Consider the following 26,855-nt stretch of genomic DNA (forward strand, 5'->3'; position numbering starts at 1 on the left):
CAGACTTGTTTGACGAATGGCTGAGCAGCCCTGGGTCTGTCATGTTTATGCAATATTTCGGGGGCAAACTTGTTGCATCTGACGTTCATCAGGTGCTGCTCATCCCTTCTGTTCAGACCAACATCTTGTTGGTCTTTTTTTGCCTAAAATTCGTGGCTCGGTTCACTTAGCCGAAGGCGTTGGCCAGGAATCTCGATTGCAACGGTGATGACTGAGGGGTAGAGCAATGGCCGAGCAGGCGCGCCAAGGACATTTAGCCGCCCCGTAGCAAGAAGCTCCGACAGCACATCGTTATCGGGGCTTCTTATTTTCGGGCTCAAGCCTTGGCTGGAGGAAACAGCAAGCTAAAGCGCGTACCCGCCTCGTTGCTTTCCACGCTGACCTGACCGCCATGGGCCAGCATAATCGAGCGCACAATTGCCAAACCTAGGCCGCCGGAGTCGTCCGGCTCGTTACGTGAGGGGTCGCAGCGGTAGAAGCGCTCAAACAAGCGCGGCAGGTGCTCGGCTGCAATCGCCGGGCCGTGGTTATGCACGCTGATTTCACAGGCGCCATCGCGCATACGGCTGCTAATGGTCACAGCGCTGTCCGCCATGCCGTAGCGCAGGGCATTGGCCAACAAGTTCGCCAGGGCGCGGCGGAGCAACTGTGGATCGGCGACTAACGTGCCACTGGCCTGGTTGACCAGCGCCATGGCGCTCTCCTGAGCAGTGCCTTCGAAGTACTCACATAGCTGCTCGACCAGTTCATGCAGGTCGACCGTTTGACGATTGATCGAGGCATTAGCCTGCTCGGTGCGGGCCAGAAACAGCATGCTGTCGATCATCCGCGCCAAGCGTTCGTATTCCTCAAGGTTGGATACCAGCAGGTTTTGGTATTCATCAACCGGACGGCTGCGCGCCAGGGTTTGCTGCGCGTGCCCCATAAGATTACTCAGCGGGGTGCGCATCTCGTGAGCGAGGTCCTCGGAAAACCGCGAAAGCTGGGCAAAGCCGTCTTCCAAGCGCGCGAGCATCTGGTTGAGCGCCTGGCTCAGGGCCTGCAACTCACTCACGTCTTTAAACTCATCCAGGCGAAGGTACAGGTGTTGCACATCAATGGCGGCGGCGCGCATCGCCAGCTGCCGCACCGGGCGTAAGCCACGCTGGCTGACCAACCAGCCGAGGCAGAACGCCAGCAAGGCGCCCACAGCCAATGCCAACCAGAGCTTGAGGCGATAGGCCGCCAGCATCTGCTCGCGCTCACTAAGCAATTTACCGGCAATTAGCGTCAGGCGGCGATCACCACGAGTGACATCCAGCCAAGCCAGGCGCAGCGGTTCACGGGTTTGACTATCGCCAAGGGTGGCCTGCGCGGCGGCTGGCAATACGGGCAGCGGCAGCAAGGCCGGGTTGATCTCGATCAGCCGCTGCCCGGCAGCATCGACGATCCACAGCAGGCTATCGCGGTTACCCAACATGTTTTCATAGAGCTGCGGCCTGCTGCGCAGAGCATCGATACTCTCGCTGTCGTCGAGCAAGGCTTGCATGCGCTCTAGCCGGCCCAGCAAGGCCTGGTCATCACGCCAGGCGATTTCGCGCTGCAGCGATTGGTACAGGTAAAAGCCAATCGAGCCCAATAGCAGCGCACTGACCAAGGCGAACATCAGTGCCAGGCGCACGCTCAGGGCGCGCGGCCACAGCCTCACGACTGGGCCTCAAGCATGTAGCCCATGCCGCGCACGGTATGGATCAGTTTGACCGGGTACGGGTCATCGACCTTGGCGCGCAGGCGGCGGATGGCCACATCCACCACATTGGTGTCGCTGTCGAAGTTCATCTGCCACACATGCGAGGCAATCAGCGTGCGCGACAACACTTCGCCTTCGCGGCTAAGCAGCAGGTGCAGCAGGGCAAACTCTTTGTTGGTCAGCGTCAGGCGTTCGCCATTACGGGTGACCTTGCGCCGCAAGACGTCCATGTGCAGGTCGGCAACCTGAAACTGCTCGACCTCACGCGGCGGCCCACGGCGTAGCAGGGTGCGTACCCGTGCGAGTAATTCGGCGTAGGAGAAAGGCTTGACCAAGTAATCATCGGCGCCCAGCTCCAGGCCTTTGACCCGGTCTTCAATCGCATCACGCGCCGTCAGAAACAGCACCGGCGTTTGCAGCTTGCGCCGAATGATCTGCAGCAGCTGCCAGCCATCCAGGCCGGGCAACATGACATCAAGAATGATCAGGTCGAACTCGTGCTCTTGCGCCAGGTGCAAGCCATCAAGGCCGTTCAGGGCAACGTCCACGTGATAGCCCGACTCACTCAAGCCTTTGCACAAGTAATCCGCGGTTTTTACTTCGTCTTCAACAACCAGAATACGCATCTTTTCCTCCAGCACAGCCGCATAGCCTAGGCCGATATGCGCGGCGCTCCCATTACAAATTGGTAATCCAGGCGCAATCCGTTTGACGGTGATGCTTAGGCAGTATGGCCACCAATCGCTCAGCTGAGCCCAACCCTGGAGAACGGCATGTTACTTCGCACCGCCACCTTGTCATTACTCGCACTGGCCATGGGCTCTTCTGCCGCATGGGCCGCCAACGAAAACGTCGCTCAGCGCCAGGACGTCACCCTTGCCCTGGCCAACGACCTGCTCAACGCCACGCTGGCCGCTTGCCATGCCGACGGCCGCACTGGTGTTGCCGCGGTAGTCGACCGTGGCGGCAACCTGGTTGCTGTGCAGCGTGATGACAATGTCGGCCCGCACAACACGGTGGCGGCGCAGCGTAAGGCGTTTACAGCGCTGTCGACCAAAACCTCGACACGCGTTTTGTCTGAACGTGCCCGTAACAACCCGGAAGCTAAGAACCTCAACACCCTTGACGAGCTGCTGCTGCTCGGCGGTGGGGTACCGTTAAAAGTTGGCGATCAAGTTATCGGCGCAATCGGCGTAGCCGGTGCCGGCGGCGCTGAGATTGATGAAGGCTGCGCCCTGAAAGCCATTGCTCAAGTTTTGCCCACCACTCATTAATTAGGAGCTACACCATGAACATGCTGAAAACCCTGTTTGCCGGCGCTGTACTGAGCGGCCTCTCCTCCCTGGCCCTGGCCGCTGGTAACCCGCTGAGCGTGCATGTGCTGAACCTGCAAGATGGCCTGCCGTCGCCTGAAGTCAGCGTGACCCTGGAAAAGCAGGACGGTAAAAACTGGGACATGCTTAACAGCGGCGTAACCAACGAGCAAGGCCGTATCACGGCGCTGTATCCACAAGATAAAGCCCTGGAGAAAGGCACCTACCGTGTAACCTTCAAGACTGGCGAGTGGTTCAAGAAGCACGCGACTGCTAGCTTCTTCCCAGAAGTACCGGTGATTTTTGAAGTAGACGGCACCGTGCCGCACTACCACATCCCGCTGCTGCTCAGCCCTTACGGTTTCTCTACCTACCGCGGCAACTAAGCCGACCAGGCAAGCCGGCTCAATCAAGGCGTTATACGCAGCGATGACCCGGCAGCCCATAAAAAATGCCCGCATTGCGCGGGCATTTTTTGTTGTGGCTTAGCACGCTTCAACCCCTGAGGGTTAAACCACGCCCTGCGCCAACATGGCATCGGCCACTTTAACGAAGCCGGCGATATTGGCCCCTTTGACGTAGTTGATCCGGCCGTTCTCTTCGCCGTAACGCACGCAGGCACTGTGGATATTCTGCATGATGCTGTGCAGACGCTCATCCACCTCGCCCGCCGTCCAGTTCAAACGCATGGCGTTCTGGCTCATCTCTAGGCCACTGGTGGCCACACCGCCGGCGTTCGACGCTTTGCCTGGGGCGAAGCAAATACCGGCTTCGATAAACAGATCCACCGCATCCAACGTCGACGGCATGTTGGCGCCTTCGGCCACGCAGAAGCAGCCGTTTTTCAGCAAGGCACGGGCGTCATCAATATCCAGCTCGTTTTGCGTGGCGCATGGCAGCGCGATGTCGCACGGCAAGTGCCAAGGCCGCTGGCCAGCCAAGAAGTTCAGCTTAAAGTGCGCAGCCATTTCGCTGAGACGACCGCGGCGCACGTTTTTCAGCTCCATCAGGTGCTGCCACTGCTCCTCGGTCAAACCATCAGGGGTGTGCAGCGTGCCTTCGGAGTCCGACAGAGACACCACGATGCCGCCCAGCTCCATCACTTTCTGCGCCGCATACTGCGCCACGTTGCCGGAGCCGGAAATCGCCACGCGCTGACCGTCAACGCCGCGATGAATGCGCTTGAGCATTTCCTGGGCGAAGTACACGCAGCCGTAGCCGGTGGCTTCTGGGCGAACCAAGCTGCCGCCGTAGGTGATGCCCTTGCCGGTCAGCACCGAGGTGAACTGGTTAGCCAGGCGCTTGTACTGGCCAAACATGTAACCGATTTCACGGCCGCCCACGCCGATGTCACCGGCGGGGACGTCTATATCGGCACCAATATGGCGGTACAGCTCGCTCATAAAGGCTTGGCAGAAGCGCATCACTTCATTGTCGCTTTTGCCTTTAGGGTCAAAGTCCGAGCCGCCTTTGCCGCCGCCCATGGGCAGCGAGGTCAGCGAATTCTTGAACACCTGTTCAAAGGCCAGGAACTTGAGCACGCCAAGGTTGACCGACGGATGGAAGCGCAGACCACCCTTGTAAGGGCCAATGGCGCTGTTCATCTGTACCCGGTAGCCACGGTTGACCTGCACGCGCCCGGCATCATCAACCCAGGACACGCGAAACATGACAACCCGCTCGGGCTCAACAAGGCGTTCAACAATGCCCGCCTGCAGATAACGCGGGTTGGCCTCTAAAAACGGCCAAAGTGAACGCAGAACCTCTTCCACGGCCTGATGAAACTCTGGCTGGTGGGGGTCGCGCTGCTTCAGGCGGGAGAGGAAAAGCTCTACGGATTCGCTCATGTGAATATCCCAAAAATGCCCCGTAAAGAGGGCAGATCAACTGAAAAGTGGCCGGCACTCTATCAGCCAATAAAGCACTTAAACAGCGCAAAATGTCGCCTTAATGAATCTTTTCAGTGCATTGATATAAATCGACCCGCCTATTAAGGGCGTTTACCCCATCAATAAGCCGCTCAGTTATGGCGCGCTATCGCACAGTTTTAAGGCATTAGTGATTTCACACGCGCGACGGGGATAGCGAAATGACTGACTGCGCGGCCACTGACGAGCCGACGCTAGCGGCCTGATGGCAGGGCATCGAACATCAACGCAAACGTTTAACAACAGGGGCGGGTAAAGATGGCGTTCCCAACTGGATTCGAACCAGTATCTAGCCCTTAGGAGGGGCTTATTCTATCCATTGAACTATGGGAACCAAGGCTGGAAGACGGGCCACCAGCGGGCGGCATCTTAGCGAGACCGCAGGCGTTTGTCATGCCGCTGCCATCATCGGGGCGCCATACTGCCAACAAAATGTCACAGGAGATCGCCATGCGCCCCGCCGCTTCGCCTCATCTGCCGGACTCACCCTTTGCTGATTTTCACCTGCGTGCGGTCAGCGTTAACGATGCTGCTGCCCTGGCTACCTTGCTGCAGCAACTCGCGCCCGATGAGCCGCGTGCCGATGCCAAGCTATTGGCTTTGCGCCTGAGCGAGCTACCGGTAAGCCGGGTGGTGCTGGTAGCCGAGCGTGACGGCAAGTTGCTCGGCACCTGCACGGTCAACCTGATTGAGCACCTGGCGCATAACTTCGCACGCTCGGCGATTCTGGAAGATGTGGTGGTGGATACTGAGGCGCGCGGCCTGGGGATTGGCCAGGCACTGATGGGTAAAGCCATCGAACGCGCCCGCGCCTGGGGGTGTTACAAGGTGGCGCTGTCCAGCAGCCAGAGCCGGGAGGCCGCCCATGCGTTTTATGCCAACCTGGGATTTAAGCCGCATGGGATCAGCCTGGCGCTGACGCTGGATTAAGACGTTGTAGGAGCGCGGGGGGGACGCCTAGTCCCATGCCCGCGAATCGATGTTGACCTGAAAGCATCGCGGGCATGGCCCGCTCCTACGGGTTTTGCAAAAACTGCCAGTAGTGCGCTGTTTTTAACGGCCGAACCGCTCTTCGGCCAGCTGATCGGCAATTTCTACGGTGGTTTTGCTCGCCGCATCGGCGCGCTGGAAGATCTGTTCCAGGGTCGCGCCGATGCCTTCGATATGCGCCTTCAGCTGTGCAGCGCTGCCGCCGGTGCGTTCGTAGCAGACATCGATAATGCCGCCGGCGTTGATCGCGTAATCCGGCGCGTACAGGCATTCGTTGCGACGCAGGGTTTCCGCCAGGCTGGCATCGGCCAGTTGGTTGTTGGCGGCCCCGGCGATAATCGGCGCGCGCAGGGCTTCCAGGGTTTGCTGGTTGATGATTCCGCCCATGGCGCAGGGCGCGAATACATCGACATCGAGGCCGAAAATCACCTGCTGGCTGACGGCGGTTGCGCCCAGCTGCTCGACCGCGCGACGCACATTGGCCGGGACTATATCGGTTACCCACAGCTCAGCCCCGGCGGCTTTCAGCTGACGCGCCAGATCGAAGCCCACCTGCCCTACCCCTTGGATCGCGACTTTCAGACCGTGCAGGTCATCACGGCCCAGGCGGTGTTTGACTGCGGTCTGGATACCGATAAACACCCCGTAAGCGGTGGACGGTGACGGGTCGCCATTGCGCGTGCCGCCGGCGAAGGCCTCACGCAGTTCGGCGCCGGATACGTGGCGCGTGCGCTCGGCCATGATCTGCATTTCCGCAACGCCGGTGCCGGAGTCGGCGGCGGTGATATAGCGCCCGCCGAGGCTGTCGACAAAATCACCCATGGCCTGGAACAGCGCCGCGCTTTTGCCGGTATGCGGGTCGCCGATGATCACTGCTTTGCCGCCACCCAGCGGCAGGTTGGCCAGGGCCGATTTGTAGGTCATGCCGCGTGACAGGCGCAACACATCGCGCAGCGCTTCATCGTCATTGGCGTAGGGCCACATGCGGCAACCGCCGAGGGCCGGGCCGAGGTTGCTGTTGTGAATGGCGATAATCGCCCGCAGGCCGCTGGCCTTGTCGTGGCCGTAGACCACCTGTTCGTGGTGGTCGAAATCGATATGGGAAAACACGGACATAGGAGCCTCGTTTTTTTGTTGTAAGAGGTCGCCCTCTCCCGGTTAAGGGAGAGGGTGAAGGTTATAAGCGTCATGGGTTTGTTATGCGGCCGGCTCGAACAACTGCACCGCCTGAATCTCGCTGACCAGCATGCGCGCCTTGAGCTGGCTGCTCTGCTCGCGCACTTTGGCCAGGCTGCGTTCCTTGACGTGGCCATAGCCGCGGATCTGCTCCGGCAGCTCGGCCAGGGCCAGTGCGGTGCGGTAGTTGTCGGCGTTGAGTTCCTTGAGCAGGTATTCCAGGTTCTGCTCGTAGTCGTCGATCAGGTCCAGCTCCAGCTTGCGCTCGGCGCTGTAGCCGAACAGGTCCAGCGGGGTGCCACGCAGAAACTTGAACTTGGCCAGCACGCCGAACGCTTTGAGCATCCAGGCGCCGAACTGACGCTTGCGCGGCTCGCCGGTGCTGGCATCCGGCTTGCTCAGCCAGGACGGTGCCAGGTGGAACTCCAGGCGGTAATCACCACTGAACTGCGCCTCCAGCTGGCGGATAAAACTGCCATCGCTGTACAGCCGCGCCACTTCGTACTCGTCCTTGTAGGCCAGCAGTTTGAAGTAGTAACGCGCCACGGCCTTGCTCAGCGCCTGGTCAGCGCTCTTGTCGACCTGCTGCACCCGCGCCACCTGCTCGCGGTAGCGCTCGGCGTAGGCGGCGTTCTGGTAGGCAGTCAGGCGCCTAACGCGGTCAGCGATGATGTCTTCCAGGGTCTGGCAATGCGGCGCTTCGATCACTTCTGGCTTGGCCAGACGCTCCACGGCGACCGCATCATGGGCCGCACGACGGCCCCAGAGGAATGCCTGCTGATTGAGCTGCACGGCCACGCCGTTAAGCTCGATGGCCTTGTTGATGGCTTCGGCGGAAACCGGCACCAGGCCTTTCTGGTAAGCGAAGCCGAGCATAAACAGGTTGGTGGCGATGCTGTCGCCGAGCAGGCGCGTGGCCAGACGGCTGGCATCAACAAAATGGGTTTTGCTCGCGCCCACCGCTTCGATCAGCGCTTCGCGCATGGCTGCGCCCGGCACCTGAGCATCGGGGTTGCGGGTGAATTCGGCGGTGGCGGCTTCATGGCTGTTGACCACCGCATGGGCGATCTTGTCATTCAGTTTGGCCAGGGCTTCTTCGCTGGCCGACACCACCAGATCGCAGCCCAGCAGCAGGTCGGTTTCACCGGCGGCGATACGCACCGCGAAGATATCGTCCTGCTTGGCGGCGACACGGATATGGGTGATCACCGGGCCGAACTTCTGCGCCAGGCCAGCCTGATCGAGCACACTGCAGCCCTTGCCTTCGATATGCGCGGCCATGCCGAGCAATGCGCCGACGGTGGTTACACCGCTGCCGCCGACACCCGGCAGGAGGATATTCCAGGGGCGATCCAGCGCGGGTTGGCGCGGCTCCGGCAGGGCGATAAATAGCGCGCCCAGGCCGACGGCCGTGGGTTTGCGCAGGCTGCCGCCGTGCACGGTGACAAAGCTTGGGCAGAAGCCTTCGACGCAGCTGAAATCCTTGTTACAGGAGTTCTGGTCGATCTCGCGCTTGCGCCCCAGTTCGGTTTCCAGCGGCAGCACTGACAGGCAGTTGGATTTCACGCTGCAATCACCACAGCCTTCGCACACTGCCGGGTTGATAAAGGCACGCTTCTGCGGATCGACCAGCTTGCCGCGCTTACGCCGACGGCGTTTCTCGGTGGCGCAGGTCTGGTCATAGATGATCACTGAGCAGCCCTGGAACTCGCGCAGCTCACGCTGCACGGCATCCAGGTCGCGGCGATGGTGGAAGGTGACGATGGGCGCGAAGGTGTTGCGCGTCGGGTACTTGTCCGGCTCGTCGGTAACCAGGGCGATGCGTTTCACCCCTTCGGCGTACACCTGCTGGCTCAGTTGATCGACGCGCAGTTCACCGTCGATTGGCTGGCCGCCAGTCATGGCCACCGCATCGTTGTAGAGAATCTTGTAGGTGATATTCACCCCGGCGGCCACCGCAGCCCGCAACGCAAGTTGCCCTGAATGGAAGTAGGTGCCGTCGCCGAGGTTCTGGAAGATATGCGGGGTGTCGGTAAACGGCGCCTGGCCGATCCAGGTCGCGCCCTCGCCGCCCATCTGGGTAAAGGTGTCGGTGTTACGGTCCATCCACTGGGTCATGTAGTGGCAACCGATACCGCCCTGAGCGCGGCTGCCTTCCGGCAGTTTGGTCGAGGTGTTGTGCGGGCAGCCGGAGCAGAAATGCGGGGTGCGCACGGTGGTGTGCTTGGGCGCGGCCAGCGAGGCTTCCTTGGCAGCGAGAAACGCCAGGCGCTCTTCGATCTGCGGGCTGCTGTAGATCGGCGCGAGGCGTTTGGCGATGGCGCGGGCGATCATCGCCGGGGTCAGTTCGGACAGGTTCGGCAGCAGCGAATGGCCGGCTTCGTCGAACTCACCCACCACTACAGGGCGCTTGCCAACGGGCCAGTTGTACAGCTGGCCGGTGAGCTGGTCTTCGATAATGCTGCGTTTTTCCTCGACCACCAGAATCTCGTCCAGGCCCTCGGCGAATTCATGCACCGACACCGGTTCCAGCGGCCAGCTCATGCCGACCTTGAGCACGCGCAGGCCCACCTGGGCGCACAGCGCTTCATCCAGGCCGAGGTCATCCAGAGCCTGGCGCACGTCGAGGTAAGACTTGCCGGTGGTGATAATCCCCAGGCGCGGGTTGAGCGAATCAAGCTTGATCTGGTTGAGGTTGTTGGCCAGCGCAAAGGCGCGGGCGGCGTAGATCTTGTAGGTGTTAAGGCGCGCTTCCTGAGCCAGGGGTGGGTCCGGCCAGCGGATATACACGCCGTCTTCCGGCAGCTGGAAGTCCTCGGGAATCTTCACCTGCATGCGCAGCGGATCAACATCCACCACGGCGGAAGAGTCGACGTTCTCGGCGATGGTTTTCAACGCCACCCAGCAACCGCTGTAGCGCGAAAGCTCCCAGCCGATGATGCCGTAATCGAGAATTTCCTGAACGTTGGCCGGGTTGAGTACCGGGATCGAAGCGGCGATAAACGCATGCTCGCTCTGGTTGGCGATGCTCGAAGACTTGCAGCCATGGTCGTCGCCGGCCAGCAGCAGCACGCCGCCATGCTCGGAAACGCCGGCCGAGTTGCCGTGCTTGAACACATCACCGCAGCGGTCCACACCCGGGCCCTTGCCGTACCACATGGCAAATACACCGTCGTAGCGCGCGCCGGGGAACAGGCTGGTCTGCTGGCTGCCCCACACCGAGGTGGCGGCCAACTCTTCGTTGACGCCCGGCTGGAAGTGGATGTGATTCTCTTTGAGGTACTGCTTGGCGTCCCACAGGCTCTTGTCGAGGTTGCCCAACGGCGAGCCCCGGTAGCCGGAGATAAAGCACGCGGTATTCAGGCCATGGGCGGCATCACGCTGTTTTTGCAGCATGGGCAGACGGGTCAGCGCCTGGGTGCCGGTCAGGTAGAGGTGACCGGTCGCAAGGCGGTACTTGTCATCCAGGCGGATCTCGGCCAGAGACATTGGGGCGCTCCTTTTATTATTTTGGCGAGCTGGGCGGCAACGGTGGGTGCCACCCTGTTCTGTTGCGTGCGGGATCGCCGCGCGCAACGACTGGCTAAAAATATGACCGAGCAGTGCTGAGAAATTTTTCCTATTTGCTGGCTCTTTTGCAGATACTGCGCATGATTAATCCAACAAAAACAAAAAATGCGGAACCGTCATGCAAGAAAAACTCAGCCCCATCGACCGCAAGATTCTCCGCCTGCTGCAACACAACGCCGACCTCTCCGCCGCCGAGATCGCCGAGAAGGTGGAGTTGTCACAATCACCCTGCTGGCGGCGGATTCATCGCATGCAGGAAGACGGCATTATCGAGCGCAAGGTGGCCCTGCTCAGCCACAAGCAGCTGGGCTTCAGCATCACCGTATTTGTCGATATCAAGCTGTCGGCGCACGGGCGCAGCAACCTGGAAGAATTCGAGCGCGCCGTGGTCGGTTACCCCGAGGTACTGGAGTGTTTCACCATGGCCGGCGGCTCGGATTACCTGCTCAAGGTGGTGGCCAAGGACATCGCCAGCTACGAACGTTTTCTGCGCGACCACCTGCTGCAACGCCCGCATGTGCACGAAGCGCACTCGCATATCGCCATGAGCGAGGTCAAACGCACCACCGAGTTGCCGCTGGATTAAGGCGTGAGATCGCCTTGCCTATGCCGCCTCCGCACGCGGCTGCCGCAGGGTGCGTTCCGACTGCGCTTTGCCCGCCCACCACAATGCCAGCGGGCCGAGCAGCAATAGCAGGCCCATCAGGGTAAAGGCCGCCCACCAGCCGAGCAGGCTCTTGTCGCCCAGCACATCCAGGCTGATGCCAAACAGCAGCGGCCCGAGAAAGGCGCCACTAAAGCCGGTGCAGGAATACAGTGCCATGGCCGTGCCGCGGTGGCTGGCTGGGGCTACGGCGATCAGACCAGCCGTCAAGGATGACGAGTCGGCGGTGACAGTGATGCTGTAGAGCAACACCAGCACCAGCATCAGCCAGAACGGCAAGGCCGCACTCAGGCCGATAAACAGCGCCAGCACCGTCGAGCTGAGCATCACCGCGATCAGCCAACGCTGCCGACCGAAACGCAGCGCCAGCTCGTTGCCGAAGATGCTCGCCGGCATGCCAATCAGGGTCACCAGCATCGCCACCCAGGTGCCGGACAGCCAGGGATCGCTGCCCTGCAATTGCCCGGAGAACACCACAAAAGCCACCACCCAGGCGCGCATGGCGAACAGCTCAAGGTTATGCACCGCATAAGCCAAGCAGTAGGCGGCAACCGCGCGGTTTTTCAGCGGCGCCAGGTCCAGCAATTTGCGCGGCGCATGCTGCAGCACCGCCTTGGGCTGCAAGCCCCAATAGACCATGGCCCAGGCCAGCAAGGCGCAAACACCGCTGAGCAGAGTCGGCAACTGCCAGCCGCCGAACTTGGCCAGCTCGCCGGCGAGGATAAACGACAGCGCAGTGCCCAAGCCGAAGCTCGCCGTATAGAACGCCACCGCGCGCGACTGCGCCGGCCCTTCGATACGTTCGGACAGCGCCTTAAGCCCAGGCATGTAAGTGCCGGCCAGGCCAACGCCCGCCAGCACGCGCCAGGCCAGAGCCGACCAGAAGCCATCGGCGAAGATAAAGCCGGCATTGGCCGCCGCCGTCAGCAGCATCGCGGCGAGGTAGATCAGCCGCGCATCGTATTTGTCGGTCAGCCCGGTAAGGATCGGTACCGCGACCATATAGCCGAGAAAGAACCCGCCACCGATCCAGCCAGCTTGAGTATTGGAGAGCCCCCAGAGCGCCTGAAAGTCCGGCAGCAAGGCGGCAAACAAAGCAAAGCCAGCCATGCCCAGGGTTTCCGCGCCGCACAGCAGCAGGGTGATGCGGCGGGTGTTATTCATAACACCCGCCCGTCAAAAGCCAGGCTTACGCCAGCCGGTAAGGCGTCGGGGTTATCTAACAGCCAGGCGTCAAAGCTGTGGCCGATATGGGTCAGCACGGTTTCTCTAAGCCGCAGCTGCTCAACCACTTCCAGGGCGCGGGTCAGGTCGTTGTGGTTGCGCGGGGCGATGGGTTGCGGCGCGGTGGAGCAATCCAGCACCAGCAGATCTAGCGGCTGCTGGCGCAGCACCTCGGCGCTGGCGTCCGGCACACCGAGGGTGTCGGTCAGATAGGCGATACGCCGCTGTTCGCCACTCGCCGTTAAGCCTTGCAGTAGATAACCAAAGGTCGGTTTGGAGTGATTAAGCGGCAGCGCCGTGACGCTTAACTCACCCAGTTGCCGCCGCTCGAAGGCGGCAAACGGCTGGCTGAAATCGAGAATGCCGGGGTGCTTGTGCAAGTCGGCCAAGCCTTCTGGATCATCAGGGCCATGCACCGGAATAATCAGCCCCTGCCCCCAGCGCAGGTGCAGCAAGCCCTGAGCGTGATCGGCGTGGTAATGGGTTTGCAGAACGCCACTCAGGCTATGGGGCGGAAAGCGCTCGCACAAATCGGTCAGCCCCGAGTCGATCAGCCAGCGCTGCGCGCCACATTCGATCAGCGCGCAACAGGGGCCACGGCGCCGCGCTGGGTAAACCCGTGCGCTGTCGCAGGCTGCGCAGCTGCAGTTGTACACCGGCACCTGACGGGCATCGCCGGTGCCGAGCAGGGTCAGGCGCATGCGCGCGCATCGCTAAGCAGTTGCAGCAACTGGGTGACGGTCTGGTCGAGCGGGCCGGAGTTATTCAACAACCATTGCGATTCGCCTTCGTCGCTATCCACCGCCACCGTGGCAGAAGGAAGTTGCAGTTCGCGGCTGCGCGCCAGGCGGGCCTCGATCTGCTCGGCGCTTTCCCGGCCACGCGCCTGCAGGCGCTGGCGTAGGGCTGCTTCATCCACCTGCAGCAGAATCGCCAGCAGTTCGGGATAACGTTCGCGTGCCTTAGGCAGATAGCCGCGCGAACCATTCACCAGCACGTCCTGCCCCGCCGCCAGCCAGTCATCGATCTGCCGTGGGATGCCATAGGCCAGGCCGTTGGCGCGCCAACTCATAGCAAAGGCGCCGGCGGCTTCCTGCTGGTCGAACTCGGCCGGCGACACACCGATGGCGTCCTCGCCCACCGCTTCCGCCGAGCGGGTGATGATCCGCCGGGCGATCACACAACCCTGCTCGGCCAAGCGCTCACGCGCGGCATTCAGAAGGCTGTCCTTGCCCGAGCCCGAAGGCCCCATCAGATAGATCAACCGGCCACTCATCAGAACACCCTTTTCGCTTGTCGCCAGACTTGCTGGATCACCGCCTGGCCCGCGTGCACCTGCGCCTGCACCAGGTCGGCACGCAGGCCGACGCGGATTTCGCCACGATCATGCAGCCCCGCTGCCTGTGCCGGCACTTGGCTGACGGTGGCGATGGCGCGCGGCAGATCATACGCGTTGTCCTGCCCTGCCAGCAGCAAAGCGGCCTGCAACAGGCTGGCCGGGTAGTAGTCGCTGGAGAGGATATCCAGCACACCCCGCTGAGCCAGTTCAGCGGCGGCGATATTGCCCGAGTGCGAACCACCGCGCACGATATTCGGCGCGCCCATCAGTACCTTCAGGCCCAGCTCGTGGCTGGCCTTGGCCGCCTCCAGGGTGGTGGGAAATTCGGCGATGGACATGCCAAAGCTCGCCGACTCCTGCACATGGGCCAGGGTCGCGTCGTCATGGCTGGCCACGGAAATACCACGGGCCTGGCAATCGGCAACAATGCTGCGGCGCTGACGGTCACTGTACTGCCGCGAGTTACCCACCTGCTCGATGATAAAGGCCTCCATCTCCGCTTCGCTGAGGTGGTACTTGCCCATGTAGTACTCGCGGTATTTGTCTTCCTTGGCGAACTGGCGCTGGCCCGGCGCGTGGTCCATCACCGACACCAGCTGCACCAGCGGGTGCTCAACCAGATCGCGAAAGACCGCCAGGGTCTCAGGGTGGCAGACCTCGCAGCGCAGGTGCAGGCGGTGATCGGCGCGCATATAGCCGGCCGCTGCCGCCTCAGCAATCGCTTCGAGCATCGCCGGCAGTTGCTGCATACGCTTGCCGCGCGGATTGACGTCGCCAATCGCCAGGGCATCGAACACCGTGGTGATGCCCGCCGAAGCGATCTGCGCATCGTGGGTCAGCACCGCCGAGGCCGATGGCCAATCCACCCCCGGCCGTGGGCTCATGTATTTTTCCAGGTTATCCGTGTGCAGCTCGACCAGGCCGGGCAGCAGGTAATCACCGTTCAAGTTCTGCGCCTGGGGCAAGCCGCTAACGCCCTCTTCTACCTGGGCAATCAGGCCGTCGCGCAGCACCAGGGTGCCGACAAACTCCTGCTCGGCGGTTACGATCCGCGCGTTGGTAAGAATCTGTTCAACCGGCATATACATACTCCTGCTGCGCCGCAGCGCTCATGTCCAGATAACGATCGGCCACCGCCTCACGGGCGGCGCGGTCGTGGAAGATGCCGATCAGCGCGCTACCGTCGGCCTTGGCTTCAGCAATCAGCTCCAACACCACCTGACGGTTGGCGTCGTCCAGGGAGGCAGTGGGTTCATCCAGCAGCATCAGGGGCCAGGCGACCATAAAGCCGCGGGCGATATTCACCCGCTGCTGCTCGCCGCCCGAGAAGGTGCCGGGGGCCAACTGCCACAAGGCCTGCGGAATGTTCAGGCGACTGAGCAGGCCTTTCGCCCGCGCTTCAGCATCCGCCTTGCTCCAGCCACGGGCCAGGGCCGGTTCCATCACCACATCCAGAGTGGCGACCCGAGGAATCACCCGCAGAAACTGGCTGACATAGCCCAGGGTCTGCCGACGCACCGCCAGCACCTGACGCGGTTCGGCACCGACTAGCTCAACCCATGCGCCGTTGTGCAACACGCGAATGCTGCCGCCGGCGGCCAGGTAGTTGCCGTACAGGGTGCGCAGCAAGGTCGATTTGCCGGCGCCGGATTGGCCGTGCAGCACCAGGCACTCGCCGGCGCGCACGCTGAAATGCAGTCCGCTTAATACATTCAGCACCACGCCGTGCTGCTGATGCAGGGTGAAGGTCTTGCTGAGGCCGGAGACCTCGATAAGCGTATTCATGATTGACCTCATATTGACCGGCAGCCCGCATGCAATCCGGGCTGCACACACGTCAGGGCTGCAGGACAGACGACACCAGCAACTGCGAATAGGGATGCTGCGGGTCATCGAGAATCTGATCGGTCAGACCGGCCTCGACCACATGGGAGCGGCGCATCACCATCAGCCGGTCGGCCAGCAAGCGCGCCACCGCTAGGTCGTGGGTGACGATCACCACCGCCAGGTCCAGCTCGCGCACCAGGCCGCGCAACAGGTCGAGCAGGCGCGCCTGCACCGACACATCAAGGCCGCCGGTGGGTTCGTCCATAAAGATCAGCCGTGGGCTAGACACCAGATTGCGGGCGATCTGCAAGCGCTGCTGCATACCGCCGGAGAAGGTGCGCGGCAGGTCGTCGATGCGCAGAGGGTCAATCTCCACCTGTTGCAGCCAGTCGATGCCGGCCGCGCGCAACTCGCCGTAATGGCGCACGCCCTGAGCCATCAGCCGCTCGCCGATATTGGCCCCGGCAGACACGCCCATGCGCAGACCGTCACGCGGGTTCTGCTCAACAAAACCCCACTCGGTGCGCAGCAGCGTGCGCCGCTGTGCCTCGCTAGCGCTGTATAGATCGATCCAGTTGCCGGCCGTATCGCGATAACTGACTGAACCGCGATCCGGCGGGCAGCGCCCGGAAAGCAGGCTAAGCAGGGTCGACTTGCCCGAGCCGGACTCGCCGACAATGCCCAGCACTTCGCCCGGATACAGATCAAACGACACGCCCTGGCAGCCCTTCTCCAGGCCGTACAGGCGAGTCAGGTCGCGCACGCTGAACAGCGGCTGCGCCGTGTCGGTGTGCAGGTGCATTTTCTCGGCAGCACTCATTGCTCGCCCTCCTCTTCAAGGTCACGGCGTTGCATGCAGTAATCGGTGTCAGAGCAGACGAAGCGCTTGGTCCCGGCGTCGTCGACAATCAGCTCGTCGAGGTAGGAATCCTGGCTGCCACAGAAGGCGCAGCATTCGTCCCAACGCTGGATCTCGAACGGGTGATCGGCAAAATCCAGGCTTACCACCCGAGTAAACGGCGGCACGGCATACAAACGCTTCTCGCGGCCGGCGCCGAACAGCATCAGCGCCGGGCTCATGTGCAGCTTGGGGTTGTCGAATTTGGGGATCGGCGAGGGGTCCATCACGTAGCGCTCATCCACCGTCACCGGGTAGGCGTAGCTGGTGGCGATATGGCCGAAGGTGGCGATGTCCTCGTACAGCTTCACGTGCATCACGCCGTAGTCTTCCAGCGCATGCATGGTGCGGGTCTCGGTTTCCGAGGGCTCGATAAAGCGCAGCGGCTCAGGGATCGGCACCTGATAGACCATGATCTGGTCACCATTGAGCGGCGTTTCCGGAATCCGGTGACGGGTCTGAATCACCGTCGCCTCGGGCGTGCGGGTGGTGGTTTTGATTCCGGCAGTGCGGGCGAAGAAGCGGCGGATCGACACCGCGTTGGTGGTGTCATCCGCGCCCTGGTCGATCACCTTAAGCACATCGTCAGCACCGAGAATCGCTGCGGTCAGTTGCATACCGCCGGTGCCCCAGCCATAGGGCAGCGGCATCTCGCGTCCACCGAACGGCACCTGATAACCGGGAATCGCCACGGCCTTGAGCAGGCCACGGCGGATCATTCTTTTCGTCTGCTCATCGAGATAAGCAAAGTTGTACCCGGCTTCCGGGGCACGGGTGATCTGGCTTTGGGCATTCATGCGCGTTGCTCCTCGGCGGATGGCTGCTCGCGGGTCTGCTTGCGCAGTTTGCGGATCAGCTCCAGCTCAGATTGGAAGTCGACGTAGTGCGGCAATTTCAGGTGCGAGACGAAGCCCGCGGCCTCGACGTTGTCGCAGTGCATCAGCACGAATTCTTCCTGCTGCGCCGGGCCGTCCACTTCCTCGGCGTACTCGGCCGCGCGCAGCGAGCGGTCGACCAGGGCCATGCCCATGGCCTTGCGCTCGGCATAGCCGAAGGCCAGGCCGTAGCCACGGGTGAACTGCGCATCGATGCCCTTGCCGCCGACGAACTGGTTAACCATCTCGCACTCGGTCACCTCGATATCGCCCAGCGGCACGGCGAAGCCGAGTTCTTCCGGCTCCAGCCAGACCTCGACCTCGCCAATGCGGATCTCCCCGGCAAAGGGGTGATTGCGGCCGTAGCCGCGCTGGGTGGAATAGCCCAGCGCCAGCAGAAAGCCTTCATCACCTCGGGCCAGGGCCTGCAGGCGCTGGGCGCGACTGGCGGGAAAATCCAGCGGCTCGCGGGTGATATCCGGCACGGCGGCGCCGTCATCCGCCTCGCGGGCCATCAGGCCTTCGTCGGCGAGAAAATCCAGCACCCGTGGGCATGGCGACAGCTCAGCTTGCGGATCGACCTGCGGCCCTGGCTGCTCGCCCTCGGCCAGCAGAGCGAAATCCAGCAGACGGTGGCTGTAGTCGAAGGTCGGGCCGAGCAATTGGCCGCCGGGCAGGTCCTTAAAGGTTGCCGAGATGCGCCGAGTCAGCTGCATCTGCGTGGTGTCCAGCGCGGCGCTGACACCGAAGCGCGGCAACGTGGTGCGGTAGGCGCGCAGCAGGAAGATCGCCTCCATCAGGTCACCGGCCGCCTGCTTGATCGCCAGAGCGGCCAACTGCGGGTCGTACAGCGAGCCTTCGCTCATGACCCGCGCCACCGCCAGCGGCATTTGCTCGCGTACTTGCGCAACGCTCAGCTCGGGAATGGCGGTATCACCACGGCGTTTTTTTGCCAGCAGCAAGTGGGCATTGTCGATGGCGCGTTCGCCACCTTTGACCGCGACGTACATCAGGCCGCCTCCTCTGCATTGAGCAGCACATGGGTGCTGCGCGGCAGGCCGATGACCTGCTCGCCAGCGGCGAAGAAGGCATCGAGGCCACGGGGAAACGCACTGCGCGCCTGACGCTGCTGCCAGAACACCGGCGGCAGCGGCAGCTCGACACAACGCACGTCCTTGATGCCCGGCCCACGCCAGCGCAGCGCGTCACCATTGCTGAGGGCGTCGAGCTGGATCAGCAAGGTGCAGGACTGATCGGGGTAGCGCTCGCTGCCATTGTCGAACGCCGACAGGTCGCTCAGTTCGCGCTCATCGAGCAGGGCAAACAGCGCCAACTCGCGCTCGGCAACAATCGGGCAGCCGCAGTGAAAGGCCAAGTTGGCGCGGATCGCCGGGGTGTCGAAACACGGCGCCAGCCACAGCGGCGTGTCGCCATCGAGAAACGCCAGGCACAGGGCATAAGTAGCCGGTTGCAGGTTTTCCAGGGCCAGGGCGCGGTTAAGCGGTTGTATCAGGCCTGGCTCGGCCAGCGCCTTGAGGGCGCTGCGAAAGCTGGTTTGCGCGTCCAGCACCGGGTCGTTGAAAGCCGGTTGCAGCCATTGCGAGCTATTCGCCGCGTTCATCAGTCTTCTCCTCTGACCAGGGTGAAAAATTCCACCTGAGTGGTGGCGGTTTCGGCAGCCTTGGCCGCCTGTTGGGCGTGCTGTGCAGCTGCCAGGGGCTCGATCAGTCGGCTCAGCCAGTGCGGCTGTTCACTGCCCTGCAAATGCGCGTCGGCCAGAGCCGCCAGTTCGGCATGCTGCTTGTCGCGCCCGGCCACGTAGCTGTAACCGGTGCGGCCATCAGCCAGGCGCACCACGCAGCGGGTCACGCTCATCTCGCCAAGGTTGAACGGGCTGCCGGTGCCGCCCATACGCCCGCGTACCAGGGTCATGCCAATTTCCGGGGCGCGAATCAGGCGATAGTCGGCTTCCTTCAACGCCGACTCATAGGTCGCCAGTTGGCCACCGGCGCGGGCGAGTACGCCCATCCAGCGCTGTCGAATGGCGATCTGCGGGTCGCTGTGCAGCAGGTTGCTTTGCGGTCGTGCGCGGTTCATCAACAAGCCTCCATCAAAGGGCGAGCTGGTATTGGAAGCGGTCGGCGCGGCTGGTCGATAACGACAGCTCCACCGGCCGTCCGGCCAGATCACGGGAAAGGGTTTGCACGCTAAGCAGCGGCGCATGCTTGGGCATCAACAGCCGCGCGGCCTCGTCACGGCTGGGCAGACGTGCGCCGATCAGGCTGAAGGTGCGGGTCAATGGCAGGCCGCGCTGGCTGAGGTACTGGCGAAGCGAGCCGCCCTGGTAGTCGGCGAGCAATTCGGCGTGTTCGCTGCTGAAGGCGTGACGAATCAAGCTGACGGGTTGGCCTTCAATTAGGCGTAAGGTGCTCAGCTCCAGCAGTTGCGCACCGCTAGGCAGTTGCAGGTACTCACGCTCCTCGCAACCGGCCGGACGCAGGCGGCTTTCCAGCAGCTGCGCTTCAACCTTGTGACCAAGCGCCGAGAGCGAGGCGCTGTAAGCGCTGCCAGCCTGCATCGGGTAGATCAGCGGCTTGGCCAACACCCGCGTGCCCTTGCCCTGCTGGCGCAGCAGGCGGCCTTCGAGCACCAGCTCATCCACTGCGCGGCGCAGGGTGTGGCGGTTGACGGCAAAACGCGCGGCCAATTGCACCTCGCCTGGCAGGTAATCGCCGGGGTTCATGCGCTGCAGCTCATCACGCAGCACGGCAGCCAGTTCGCGGTACAGCGGCTCAGGTTGTCTAGACAAGTGCATGCTTAAAAACGGGCGCCCGCAGGCACCCGGCTCCGTCAGATAAATTGTTTGCGCAGGCGCTGCGAAATGATGTCCAGCAAGCTGACCACCAGGATGATCACGATCAGCAGGGCGCAGGTCTGGGCGAACTGGAAGCCGCGAATCGCTTCCCAGAGAATCACCCCAATGCCACCGGCGCCGACCATGCCGACCACGGTTGCCGAGCGCACGTTGGATTCGAAGCGGTACAGCGAGTAGGAAATCCACAGCGGCAGAACCTGCGGAATCACCCCGTAGATGACTTCCTGCAGCGCGCTGGCGCCAGTGGCGCGTACGCCTTCAACCGGGCCCGGATCGATGGCCTCGACCGCTTCGGCAAAGAGTTTGGCGAGCACCCCGGTGGTGCCGATAAACAGCGCCAGCACCCCGGCGAACGGGCCCAGGCCAACCGCCACCACAAAGAGCATGGCGAAGACCATTTCATTGATTGAACGGCAGGCGTCCATCACCCGGCGGATCGGCTGGTAGACCCACCACGGCACGATGTTTTCCGAGCAGAGAATGCCCAGCGGGATAGCCAGAACAATCGCCAGCACCGTGCCCCACAGGGCGATCTGCACGGTGACGATCATCTCCTTAAGGTACAGCTCCCAATTACTGAAATCGGGCGGAAAGAAGTCCGCGGCAAAGGTCGCCATGTTGCTGGAGTCACGGATCAGCGCCAGCGGATTCATCTCCGCGCCTTGCCAGGACCAGGCCAACACAACGAAGAACAGCCCCCAGCCGATCAGCTGCAGCCAGGAACGCTTGGCAATCAGGTCGGGCGTAGGTGCGGTGGTCAAAGTGGTCATAACAACATCTCGAATCAAGCGGCAGAAGAAAACGACCCGCCGTGGACGGCGGGTCGAGCACTGCGATTAACCAGCGCTGGCAGGGCTTTGCTTGGCGATTTCAGCCATGCGCTTTTCCAGCTTGGCCAGCTCGGCATCCAGCTCCTTGAGCTGCGCCTGCTTGTCATCAACGTTGAGCTTGTCGCTGTTGGCCACTTCGGTGCGCTTCTTGAACAGTTCCAGCTGGCGGATCGGCAGCAGCTGATCGTCATCGGAAGCCTTGAACTTGGCCCACTGCAGACCGGCCAGGACTTTCTGCTCGGTCGGCTCGTCGCCGTAGGTCATAAAGAACTCACGCAGCTTGTTCTTGGTGGCGTCGTCCAGGTTCTTGCGCCAGACCATCGGGTCAGACGGGATCAGCGGCGAGGTCCAGATCACTTTCAGCTGAGCGGCCTTGTCCGGCGCAGTCACTTGCAGACGCTCCATGCCTTCGCTGTTGAAGGTGCCGACATCAACCTGCTTGTTGGCCACCGACAGGGCGTTGACTTCATGGCTGCCGTTGAGCGCGCGCTTGAAGATCTTGTTGGCGTCGGCATTGTTCTGCGCGAACACGTAGTAGCCCGGTACCAGATAGCCCGAGGTGGAGTTCGGGTCGCCGTTGGCGAAGGTCAGGGTCTTGGCATTTTTCAGCATGTCTTCGATCGAATTGATCGGGCTGTCCTTGTGCGCCACCATCAGGCTGTAATAGCCCTGAGTGCCGTTGGCCGCGACGGTTTGGGCGAAGATCTGCCCATTGGCACGGTCCACTGCTTCCATTGCAGCCTTGTTGCCGTACCAGGCCATGTCGACCTTGTCGAAACGCATGCCTTGGATAATCCCGGCGTAGTCAGGGGCGAAGAAGGCTTTGATCTTCAGGCCGGTCTGCTGACTCATGTCTGCCAGGAAGGGGTCCCACATGCTTTTCAGGTTTTGCGAGGACTCGGTGGAGATGATGCCGAAATTGATTTCCTGCTCAGTGGCCTGGGCGGCGCCCAGAACCGAACCGGCCAGCAGCGTGGACGCGGCGAGAACGCGACTGATACGTTTGAACATGCAAAGCACTCCTAGTGCAGATGGACATACAGGGTTGGCATAACAGGAAGGGCTCAGGCCTTGGCCAGGGCAAGCGGGGCTTTTGCCTTGCGCGCACGGCGCAATTTTTCGGTGGCTTGCGGCTCGACTATCAGCTCGGCGCCGTAAAGATCGTTAAGGAAGTTGGGGTGCAGCTCGGCGGCGGCGCCGTCGTAATGAATACGCCCCGCTTTCAACGCCACGGCGCGCTGGCAATAGCGCATGGCGTAGTCGACTTGATGCAAGGTGACCACCACGGTGGTGCCGTCTTCGCGGTTGATGTCGGCAAGAATCTGCATGACCTTGCGCGCGGACTCGGGGTCCAGCGAGGCAATCGGCTCATCGGCCAGAATCACCTTGGCGCGCTGACACAAGGCACGAGCAATCGCCACGCGCTGTTGCTGGCCGCCGGATAGGGTCGAGGCTCGCTGCTGCGCCAGATCAGCCAGACCCACGCGAGCCAGGGCCTGCAGCGCACGCTGCTTTTCTTCGGCATTGAACAGGCCGAGGGTGCCACGCCAGCGCGGCATGCGCCCCAGGCAACCGAGCAGCACGTTCTGCTGCACGCTAAGGCGGCCAACCAAGTTGAACTGCTGAAAGATGTAGCCAATGTCGGCACGCAGACGGCGAACTTCGCCATTCAGGCGACCGGCGGACTGGACTTCACGGCCTAATACTTGGATGCTGCCGCCGCCGTTGCGATCGCAGCAGGCGAGGCCCGCCACATGACGCAGCAAGGTTGACTTACCGGAACCCGAAGCGCCGATCAGCGCCACCATTTCACCGGGTTCGACAGACAGGGCCAGATCAAACAGCGCCTGCTTGCGGCCGAACGTTTTGTTCAGGCTCTCAACCCGGATCACTGCGCTCATGGAATGCCTCCTTTTATTAGCGGTTACACCGCGGCTTGAGACCGCTTGCTGGTGTAGACCAAGGTAGGCAAATCCTGTGTCAACTCGATTAATGAACCGTGACACGTAGATGACTATTGCTTTACGTTTTTTCGACAGCGCTGACGTTATGCTCGGTTTTTGTAGAAGCAGACGCATTTCCGACAAACGCTACTGGCCAAAAGCCTCCATCCCGCCCAAAATACGACATCAGTTTGACGTCAAAATAATGATCAACTCACGATCAGTACTCATAAGGCCTCGACTGGCTTTGCAAGTGAACGGCAAAGGCTGGCGGCTGTCAGACTAGTGACTATCCTATAGCCCATTGCCAGCATCGCTTTCCTAAACTAACCGGTTTAATGTACGCGCCCTATGAAACAAGCACTCTATTCCAGCCGTACCGCTGACAAATTCGTTGTTCGCCTGCCTGACGGTATGCGCGAGCGTATCGCGGATGTAGCCCGCAACCATCACCGCAGCATGAACTCGGAGATCATCGCTCGTCTTGAACAAAGCATGCTCCAGGAAGGCGCGCTCGGCGATGAACTGAACACGCGCGTGGACAGCCCCGAGCTTTCGTTGCATGAGCGTGAACTGCTGCAACGCTTCCGCCAGCTGTCGCGTCGCCAGCAGAATGCCCTTGTGGCGCTGATTGCTCACGACGTCGAAATGGCCAACGAATAAATCGCCCAGATAATGCAGAAACCGTCCTAAACCGGTTTTTGCGAGCAATAAAAAACCGCCCCTAGGCGGTTTTTTATTGCTCGTGTTAATCAGCCAACAAAGCTCAGTAGCACACCCGCTGCCACTGCCGAGCCAATCACCCCAGCCACGTTCGGCCCCATGGCGTGCATCAGTAGGAAGTTCTGCGGGTTGGCTTCCAGCCCAACCTTGTTCGACACCCGCGCTGCCATCGGCACCGCCGAGACGCCGGCCGAGCCAATCAGCGGGTTGATCTTGTTGCTGCTGAACAGGTTCATAAACTTGGCCATCAACACCCCGGCCGCCGTACCGGCGCAGAACGCGACCATACCTAGGCTAAGGATGCCCAGGGTTTTCAGCTGCAGGAAGGACTCTGCCGAAAGCTTCGAACCGACAGTCAGACCGAGGAAGATGGTGACAATGTTGATCAGCGCGTTGCGCGAGGTATCGGCCAGACGTTCGACCACACCGGCCTCACGCAGTAAGTTACCCAGGGCGAACATGCCAATCAGCGGCGCCGCATCCGGCAGCAGCATGCCGATCAGCAGGCACAATACGATCGGGAAGATGATCTTCTCGGCCTGGCCCACAGGGCGCAGCTGCTGCATCACAATGGCGCGCTCTTCCTTGGTGGTCAGGGCGCGCATGATCGGCGGCTGAATCAAGGGTACCAATGCCATATAGGCATAGGCCGCCACCGCAATCGGGCCGAGCAGATGCGGAGCCAGCTTGGAGGTCACGAAAATCGAGGTCGGGCCGTCTGCACCGCCAATGATGGCGATGGAAGCAGCTTCCTTGAGGGTGAACTCCAGCCCTGGAATACCCAACGCCGTCAGCGCCAGCGCGCCCATCAGGGTGCCGAAGATTCCGAACTGTGCCGCCGCCCCCAAGAGCAAGGTTTTGGGGTTGGCCAGCATCGGCCCGAAGTCGGTCATGGCGCCGACGCCGAGGAAGATCAGTAACGGGAAGATACTGGTGGGCAGGCCCACCTCGTAGATCATGTGCAGAAAGCCCGCCCCCTCGGCCATATTGGCCACCGGGATGTTGGCCAGCAGACCGCCAAACCCAATCGGCAACAGCAGCAGCGGCTCGAAGCCCTTCTTGATCGCCAGATAGATCAGCAGGATGCACACCGCGATCATAAACAGCTGACCCGGCTCGACATGATAGAGGCCGGTGCTTTGCCACAGTTTGAGGAGCTTATCCATGACCGCGCCCCTTAACCGATGGTCAGCAGGCTATCGCCCACCGACACCGCATCGCCCACCTTGACGTTGACCGCACCCACGGTGCCGGCCTTGAACGCACGGATCTCGGTTTCCATCTTCATGGCTTCGAGGATGATCACCAGCTGCCCCTCTTCCACGGCATGGCCTGGCTGCACCAGCACCTTGAAAATATTGCCGGCCAGCGGAGCATTCTGCGGCTCGCCAGCGCCCACTGGCGCAGCGACTGCTACAGAAGTAGCGCCACCGCCGACAGCCTTGAGCCCCTCGATGTCGCCGCCTTCGTTGACTTGCACCACGTAGGACTTGCCGCCCACTTCAACGGTGTAGACCTCAGGCTTGCCGGCTTCACGAGCCAGGGTTTCCTTGCCCGTCGGTGCCGGCTCGAAGGCCGCCGGGTTGTCACGGTTTTGCAGAAATTTCAGCCCGATCTGTGGGAACAGGGCGTAGGTCAGCACATCATCGATTTCATCAGCGGCCAGCTTGATGCCTTTCTCTTGGGCAATGCCCTTGAGTTCAGCCGTCAGCTTGTCCATCTCGGCGTCGAGCAGATCAGCAGGACGGCAGGTAATGGCTTCAGCACCATCCAGCACCCGCGCCTGCAGCGCTTTGTTGAACGGCGCCGGCGCTGCGCCGTACTCACCCTTCAAGATACCGGCGGTTTCCTTGGTGATTGATTTGTAACGCTCACCAGTCAGCACGTTGATTACCGCCTGGGTGCCAACGATCTGCGAGGTTGGCGTCACCAGCGGGATAAAGCCGAGGTCTTCACGCACGCGCGGGATTTCAGCGAGCACTTCGTCAAACTTGTCCTGGGCGCCCTGCTCTTTCAGCTGGCCTTCCATATTGGTCAACATGCCGCCGGGCACCTGGGCGACCAGAATCCGCGAGTCGACACCCTTGAGGTTGCCCTCGAACTTGGCGTATTTCTTCCGCACTTCACGGAAGTAGGCGGCAATTTCTTCGAGCAGCTCCAGGTTAAGCCCGGTATCGCGCTCAGTGCCCTGGAACATCGCCACTACAGACTCAGTCGGCGAATGGCCATAAGTCATCGACAACGAGGAAATCGCGGTGTCGACGTTATCGATACCGGCTTCCACCGCCTTGAGAATGGCGACGGATGACAACCCCGCCGTGGCGTGGCACTGCATATGAATAGGGATACTCAGACTGGCCTTGAGGCGCGAGACCAGCTCGAAGGCGGTATAGGGGGTAAGAATCCCCGCCATGTCTTTGATAGCCACCGAATCGGCGCCCATGTCTTCAATCTGCTTGGCCAGGTCGACCCACATTTGCAGGGTATGCACCGGGCTGGTGGTGTATGAGATGGTGCCCTGGGCATGCTTACCAAGCTGTTTGACGGCTTTGAGCGCAGTCTGCAGGTTACGCGGATCGTTCATCGCGTCGAACACGCGGAACACATCAACGCCATTAAAGGCGGCGCGCTCGACGAATTTTTCCACCACGTCATCGGCGTAATGGCGGTAGCCCAACAGGTTCTGCCCGCGCAGCAGCATTTGCTGGCGGGTATTTGGCATGGCTTTTTTCAGCTCGCGGATGCGGTGCCATGGGTCTTCGCCCAGGTAGCGAATGCACGCATCGAAGGTCGCGCCACCCCAGGACTCCACCGACCAGAAACCAACCTGATCAAGCTTGGGCGCGATGGGCAGCATATCTTCCAGGCGCACACGGGTGGCCAGGATGGATTGGTGAGCGTCGCGCAGCACCACATCGGTAATCCCGAGCGCTTGTTTTACGGCAGTCATG

The 26,855-nt window shown here is 61.6% G+C and carries 26 protein-coding genes and 1 tRNA gene; 5 read left to right on the top strand and 22 right to left on the bottom strand.

Features of this window, described 5'->3' with window-relative positions:
* Nucleotides 1-316 precede the first annotated feature (316 nt).
* Nucleotides 317-1,687: a heavy metal sensor histidine kinase gene (locus tag AC0J6G_RS10950; protein WP_475247658.1), complete on the bottom strand. Its 1,371-nt coding sequence runs from the start codon at nucleotides 1,685-1,687 to the stop codon at nucleotides 317-319.
* Nucleotides 1,684-2,355 carry a heavy metal response regulator transcription factor gene (locus AC0J6G_RS10955; RefSeq protein WP_475247660.1) on the bottom strand — a complete coding sequence of 224 codons (672 nt, stop codon included), beginning with the start codon at nucleotides 2,353-2,355 and terminating at the stop codon, nucleotides 1,684-1,686. Before AC0J6G_RS10955 ends, AC0J6G_RS10950 begins: the two co-directional genes overlap by 4 nt.
* Before the next feature lie 147 nt (nucleotides 2,356-2,502).
* On the opposite strand from AC0J6G_RS10955, the gene AC0J6G_RS10960 reads away from it, so the two are divergent.
* Nucleotides 2,503-3,003, top strand: coding sequence for a GlcG/HbpS family heme-binding protein (locus tag AC0J6G_RS10960; RefSeq protein WP_475247662.1), 501 nt, complete (start codon nucleotides 2,503-2,505; stop codon nucleotides 3,001-3,003).
* Between the two features lie 14 nt (nucleotides 3,004-3,017).
* Nucleotides 3,018-3,428 (top strand): hydroxyisourate hydrolase, encoded by a 411-nt coding sequence (gene uraH, locus AC0J6G_RS10965; RefSeq protein WP_475247664.1) that lies wholly within the window; start codon nucleotides 3,018-3,020, stop codon nucleotides 3,426-3,428.
* Between the two features lie 123 nt (nucleotides 3,429-3,551).
* Here uraH and gdhA read toward each other — a convergent pair whose 3' ends face one another.
* Entirely contained in the window at nucleotides 3,552-4,889 is a 1,338-nt protein-coding gene (gene gdhA, locus AC0J6G_RS10970; protein WP_475247666.1) for an NADP-specific glutamate dehydrogenase, read from the bottom strand.
* A gap of 340 nt (nucleotides 4,890-5,229) precedes the next feature.
* Nucleotides 5,230-5,304: transfer RNA gene (locus AC0J6G_RS10975), tRNA-Arg, on the bottom strand.
* A 98-nt stretch (nucleotides 5,305-5,402) separates the two neighbouring features.
* On the opposite strand from AC0J6G_RS10975, the gene AC0J6G_RS10980 reads away from it, so the two are divergent.
* A complete protein-coding gene (locus tag AC0J6G_RS10980) occupies nucleotides 5,403-5,900 on the top strand; it encodes a GNAT family N-acetyltransferase (protein WP_475253695.1) in 498 nt (165 codons plus the stop codon).
* A 123-nt stretch (nucleotides 5,901-6,023) separates the two neighbouring features.
* Here AC0J6G_RS10980 and AC0J6G_RS10985 read toward each other — a convergent pair whose 3' ends face one another.
* Both AC0J6G_RS10985 and AC0J6G_RS10990 read right to left on the bottom strand, forming a co-directional pair.
* A complete protein-coding gene (locus AC0J6G_RS10985) occupies nucleotides 6,024-7,076 on the bottom strand; it encodes a Glu/Leu/Phe/Val dehydrogenase dimerization domain-containing protein (RefSeq protein WP_475247668.1) in 1,053 nt (350 codons plus the stop codon).
* 81 nt (nucleotides 7,077-7,157) lie between these two features.
* A complete protein-coding gene (locus AC0J6G_RS10990) occupies nucleotides 7,158-10,625 on the bottom strand; it encodes an indolepyruvate ferredoxin oxidoreductase family protein (RefSeq protein ID WP_475247670.1) in 3,468 nt (1,155 codons plus the stop codon).
* A 199-nt stretch (nucleotides 10,626-10,824) separates the two neighbouring features.
* Here AC0J6G_RS10990 and AC0J6G_RS10995 point away from each other — a divergent pair, with 199 nt between their 5' ends.
* Nucleotides 10,825-11,292 (top strand): Lrp/AsnC family transcriptional regulator, encoded by a 468-nt coding sequence (locus AC0J6G_RS10995; protein WP_269381915.1) that lies wholly within the window; start codon nucleotides 10,825-10,827, stop codon nucleotides 11,290-11,292.
* 18 nt (nucleotides 11,293-11,310) lie between these two features.
* Here the strand turns inward: AC0J6G_RS10995 and AC0J6G_RS11000 are convergent, their stop codons facing one another.
* The 14 genes from AC0J6G_RS11000 to phnC all read right to left on the bottom strand — a co-directional run bounded on the left by AC0J6G_RS11000 (nucleotide 11,311) and on the right by phnC (nucleotide 23,139).
* The gene (locus AC0J6G_RS11000; protein WP_475247673.1) at nucleotides 11,311-12,534 is read right to left on the bottom strand and encodes an MFS transporter; all 1,224 of its coding nucleotides are present in this window, start codon (nucleotides 12,532-12,534) and stop codon (nucleotides 11,311-11,313) included.
* Nucleotides 12,531-13,295, bottom strand: coding sequence for a phosphonate metabolism protein PhnP (gene phnP, locus AC0J6G_RS11005; protein WP_475247675.1), 765 nt, complete (start codon nucleotides 13,293-13,295; stop codon nucleotides 12,531-12,533). The genes AC0J6G_RS11000 and phnP overlap by 4 nt, the downstream gene beginning before the upstream one ends.
* Entirely contained in the window at nucleotides 13,286-13,870 is a 585-nt protein-coding gene (gene phnN / locus AC0J6G_RS11010; protein ID WP_475247677.1) for a phosphonate metabolism protein/1,5-bisphosphokinase (PRPP-forming) PhnN, read from the bottom strand. The genes phnP and phnN overlap by 10 nt, the downstream gene beginning before the upstream one ends.
* Entirely contained in the window at nucleotides 13,870-15,015 is a 1,146-nt protein-coding gene (locus AC0J6G_RS11015) for an alpha-D-ribose 1-methylphosphonate 5-triphosphate diphosphatase (RefSeq protein WP_475247679.1), read from the bottom strand. The genes phnN and AC0J6G_RS11015 overlap by 1 nt, the downstream gene beginning before the upstream one ends.
* Entirely contained in the window at nucleotides 15,005-15,718 is a 714-nt protein-coding gene (phnL, locus tag AC0J6G_RS11020; RefSeq protein WP_475247681.1) for a phosphonate C-P lyase system protein PhnL, read from the bottom strand. The genes AC0J6G_RS11015 and phnL overlap by 11 nt, the downstream gene beginning before the upstream one ends.
* Nucleotides 15,719-15,770: 52 nt before the next feature.
* A complete protein-coding gene (gene phnK / locus AC0J6G_RS11025; RefSeq protein ID WP_475247683.1) occupies nucleotides 15,771-16,580 on the bottom strand; it encodes a phosphonate C-P lyase system protein PhnK in 810 nt (269 codons plus the stop codon).
* Entirely contained in the window at nucleotides 16,577-17,455 is an 879-nt protein-coding gene (locus tag AC0J6G_RS11030; protein ID WP_475247685.1) for an alpha-D-ribose 1-methylphosphonate 5-phosphate C-P-lyase PhnJ, read from the bottom strand. The genes phnK and AC0J6G_RS11030 overlap by 4 nt, the downstream gene beginning before the upstream one ends.
* Nucleotides 17,452-18,543 carry a carbon-phosphorus lyase complex subunit gene (locus tag AC0J6G_RS11035; protein ID WP_475247687.1) on the bottom strand — a complete coding sequence of 364 codons (1,092 nt, stop codon included), beginning with the start codon at nucleotides 18,541-18,543 and terminating at the stop codon, nucleotides 17,452-17,454. The genes AC0J6G_RS11030 and AC0J6G_RS11035 overlap by 4 nt, the downstream gene beginning before the upstream one ends.
* Nucleotides 18,543-19,154 (bottom strand): phosphonate C-P lyase system protein PhnH, encoded by a 612-nt coding sequence (gene phnH, locus AC0J6G_RS11040; protein WP_475247689.1) that lies wholly within the window; start codon nucleotides 19,152-19,154, stop codon nucleotides 18,543-18,545. Before phnH ends, AC0J6G_RS11035 begins: the two co-directional genes overlap by 1 nt.
* Entirely contained in the window at nucleotides 19,154-19,630 is a 477-nt protein-coding gene (gene phnG / locus AC0J6G_RS11045; protein WP_090251837.1) for a phosphonate C-P lyase system protein PhnG, read from the bottom strand. The genes phnH and phnG overlap by 1 nt, the downstream gene beginning before the upstream one ends.
* 13 nt (nucleotides 19,631-19,643) lie before the next feature.
* Entirely contained in the window at nucleotides 19,644-20,348 is a 705-nt protein-coding gene (gene phnF / locus AC0J6G_RS11050; RefSeq protein WP_475247692.1) for a phosphonate metabolism transcriptional regulator PhnF, read from the bottom strand.
* Nucleotides 20,349-20,383: 35 nt separating this feature from the next.
* Nucleotides 20,384-21,178, bottom strand: coding sequence for a phosphonate ABC transporter, permease protein PhnE (gene phnE / locus AC0J6G_RS11055; protein ID WP_269381934.1), 795 nt, complete (start codon nucleotides 21,176-21,178; stop codon nucleotides 20,384-20,386).
* 66 nt (nucleotides 21,179-21,244) lie between these two features.
* Nucleotides 21,245-22,249, bottom strand: coding sequence for a phosphonate ABC transporter substrate-binding protein (gene phnD / locus AC0J6G_RS11060; RefSeq protein WP_475247694.1), 1,005 nt, complete (start codon nucleotides 22,247-22,249; stop codon nucleotides 21,245-21,247).
* A 53-nt stretch (nucleotides 22,250-22,302) separates the two neighbouring features.
* Complete coding sequence (gene phnC, locus AC0J6G_RS11065; protein ID WP_475247696.1) at nucleotides 22,303-23,139, bottom strand: phosphonate ABC transporter ATP-binding protein; 837 nt, start codon at nucleotides 23,137-23,139, stop codon at nucleotides 22,303-22,305.
* A gap of 393 nt (nucleotides 23,140-23,532) precedes the next feature.
* On the opposite strand from phnC, the gene AC0J6G_RS11070 reads away from it, so the two are divergent.
* Entirely contained in the window at nucleotides 23,533-23,844 is a 312-nt protein-coding gene (locus AC0J6G_RS11070; protein ID WP_475247698.1) for an Arc family DNA-binding protein, read from the top strand.
* An 89-nt stretch (nucleotides 23,845-23,933) separates the two neighbouring features.
* Here the strand turns inward: AC0J6G_RS11070 and AC0J6G_RS11075 are convergent, their stop codons facing one another.
* Both AC0J6G_RS11075 and oadA read right to left on the bottom strand, forming a co-directional pair.
* Nucleotides 23,934-25,070 (bottom strand): sodium ion-translocating decarboxylase subunit beta, encoded by a 1,137-nt coding sequence (locus tag AC0J6G_RS11075; protein WP_475247700.1) that lies wholly within the window; start codon nucleotides 25,068-25,070, stop codon nucleotides 23,934-23,936.
* 11 nt (nucleotides 25,071-25,081) lie between these two features.
* A complete protein-coding gene (gene oadA / locus AC0J6G_RS11080) occupies nucleotides 25,082-26,854 on the bottom strand; it encodes a sodium-extruding oxaloacetate decarboxylase subunit alpha (protein ID WP_475247702.1) in 1,773 nt (590 codons plus the stop codon).
* Nucleotide 26,855: the final 1 nt, after the last annotated feature.

This window comes from Pseudomonas sp. TS_SC_3 (assembly GCF_056156225.1).

Bases quoted from the DNA above. Each gene is read 5' to 3' on its own strand.
- AC0J6G_RS10955 (WP_475247660.1), bottom strand. From the start codon at position 2,355: ATGCGTATTCTGGTTGTTGAAGACGAAGTAAAAACCGCGGATTACTTG.
- AC0J6G_RS10960 (WP_475247662.1), top strand. From the start codon at position 2,503: ATGTTACTTCGCACCGCCACCTTGTCATTACTCGCACTGGCCATGGGC.
- uraH (WP_475247664.1), top strand. From the start codon at position 3,018: ATGAACATGCTGAAAACCCTGTTTGCCGGCGCTGTACTGAGCGGCCTC.
- gdhA (WP_475247666.1), bottom strand. From the start codon at position 4,889: ATGAGCGAATCCGTAGAGCTTTTCCTCTCCCGCCTGAAGCAGCGCGAC.
- AC0J6G_RS10980 (WP_475253695.1), top strand. From the start codon at position 5,403: ATGTCACAGGAGATCGCCATGCGCCCCGCCGCTTCGCCTCATCTGCCG.
- AC0J6G_RS10985 (WP_475247668.1), bottom strand. From the start codon at position 7,076: ATGTCCGTGTTTTCCCATATCGATTTCGACCACCACGAACAGGTGGTC.
- AC0J6G_RS10990 (WP_475247670.1), bottom strand. From the start codon at position 10,625: ATGTCTCTGGCCGAGATCCGCCTGGATGACAAGTACCGCCTTGCGACC.
- AC0J6G_RS10995 (WP_269381915.1), top strand. From the start codon at position 10,825: ATGCAAGAAAAACTCAGCCCCATCGACCGCAAGATTCTCCGCCTGCTG.
- AC0J6G_RS11000 (WP_475247673.1), bottom strand. From the start codon at position 12,534: ATGAATAACACCCGCCGCATCACCCTGCTGCTGTGCGGCGCGGAAACC.
- phnP (WP_475247675.1), bottom strand. From the start codon at position 13,295: ATGCGCCTGACCCTGCTCGGCACCGGCGATGCCCGTCAGGTGCCGGTG.
- phnN (WP_475247677.1), bottom strand. From the start codon at position 13,870: ATGAGTGGCCGGTTGATCTATCTGATGGGGCCTTCGGGCTCGGGCAAG.
- AC0J6G_RS11015 (WP_475247679.1), bottom strand. From the start codon at position 15,015: ATGCCGGTTGAACAGATTCTTACCAACGCGCGGATCGTAACCGCCGAG.
- phnL (WP_475247681.1), bottom strand. From the start codon at position 15,718: ATGAATACGCTTATCGAGGTCTCCGGCCTCAGCAAGACCTTCACCCTG.
- phnK (WP_475247683.1), bottom strand. From the start codon at position 16,580: ATGAGTGCTGCCGAGAAAATGCACCTGCACACCGACACGGCGCAGCCG.
- AC0J6G_RS11030 (WP_475247685.1), bottom strand. From the start codon at position 17,455: ATGAATGCCCAAAGCCAGATCACCCGTGCCCCGGAAGCCGGGTACAAC.
- AC0J6G_RS11035 (WP_475247687.1), bottom strand. From the start codon at position 18,543: ATGTACGTCGCGGTCAAAGGTGGCGAACGCGCCATCGACAATGCCCAC.
- phnH (WP_475247689.1), bottom strand. From the start codon at position 19,154: ATGAACGCGGCGAATAGCTCGCAATGGCTGCAACCGGCTTTCAACGAC.
- phnG (WP_090251837.1), bottom strand. From the start codon at position 19,630: ATGAACCGCGCACGACCGCAAAGCAACCTGCTGCACAGCGACCCGCAG.
- phnF (WP_475247692.1), bottom strand. From the start codon at position 20,348: ATGCACTTGTCTAGACAACCTGAGCCGCTGTACCGCGAACTGGCTGCC.
- phnE (WP_269381934.1), bottom strand. From the start codon at position 21,178: ATGACCACTTTGACCACCGCACCTACGCCCGACCTGATTGCCAAGCGT.
- phnD (WP_475247694.1), bottom strand. From the start codon at position 22,249: ATGTTCAAACGTATCAGTCGCGTTCTCGCCGCGTCCACGCTGCTGGCC.
- phnC (WP_475247696.1), bottom strand. From the start codon at position 23,139: ATGAGCGCAGTGATCCGGGTTGAGAGCCTGAACAAAACGTTCGGCCGC.
- AC0J6G_RS11070 (WP_475247698.1), top strand. From the start codon at position 23,533: ATGAAACAAGCACTCTATTCCAGCCGTACCGCTGACAAATTCGTTGTT.
- AC0J6G_RS11075 (WP_475247700.1), bottom strand. From the start codon at position 25,070: ATGGATAAGCTCCTCAAACTGTGGCAAAGCACCGGCCTCTATCATGTC.
- oadA (WP_475247702.1), bottom strand. From the start codon at position 26,854: ATGACTGCCGTAAAACAAGCGCTCGGGATTACCGATGTGGTGCTGCGC.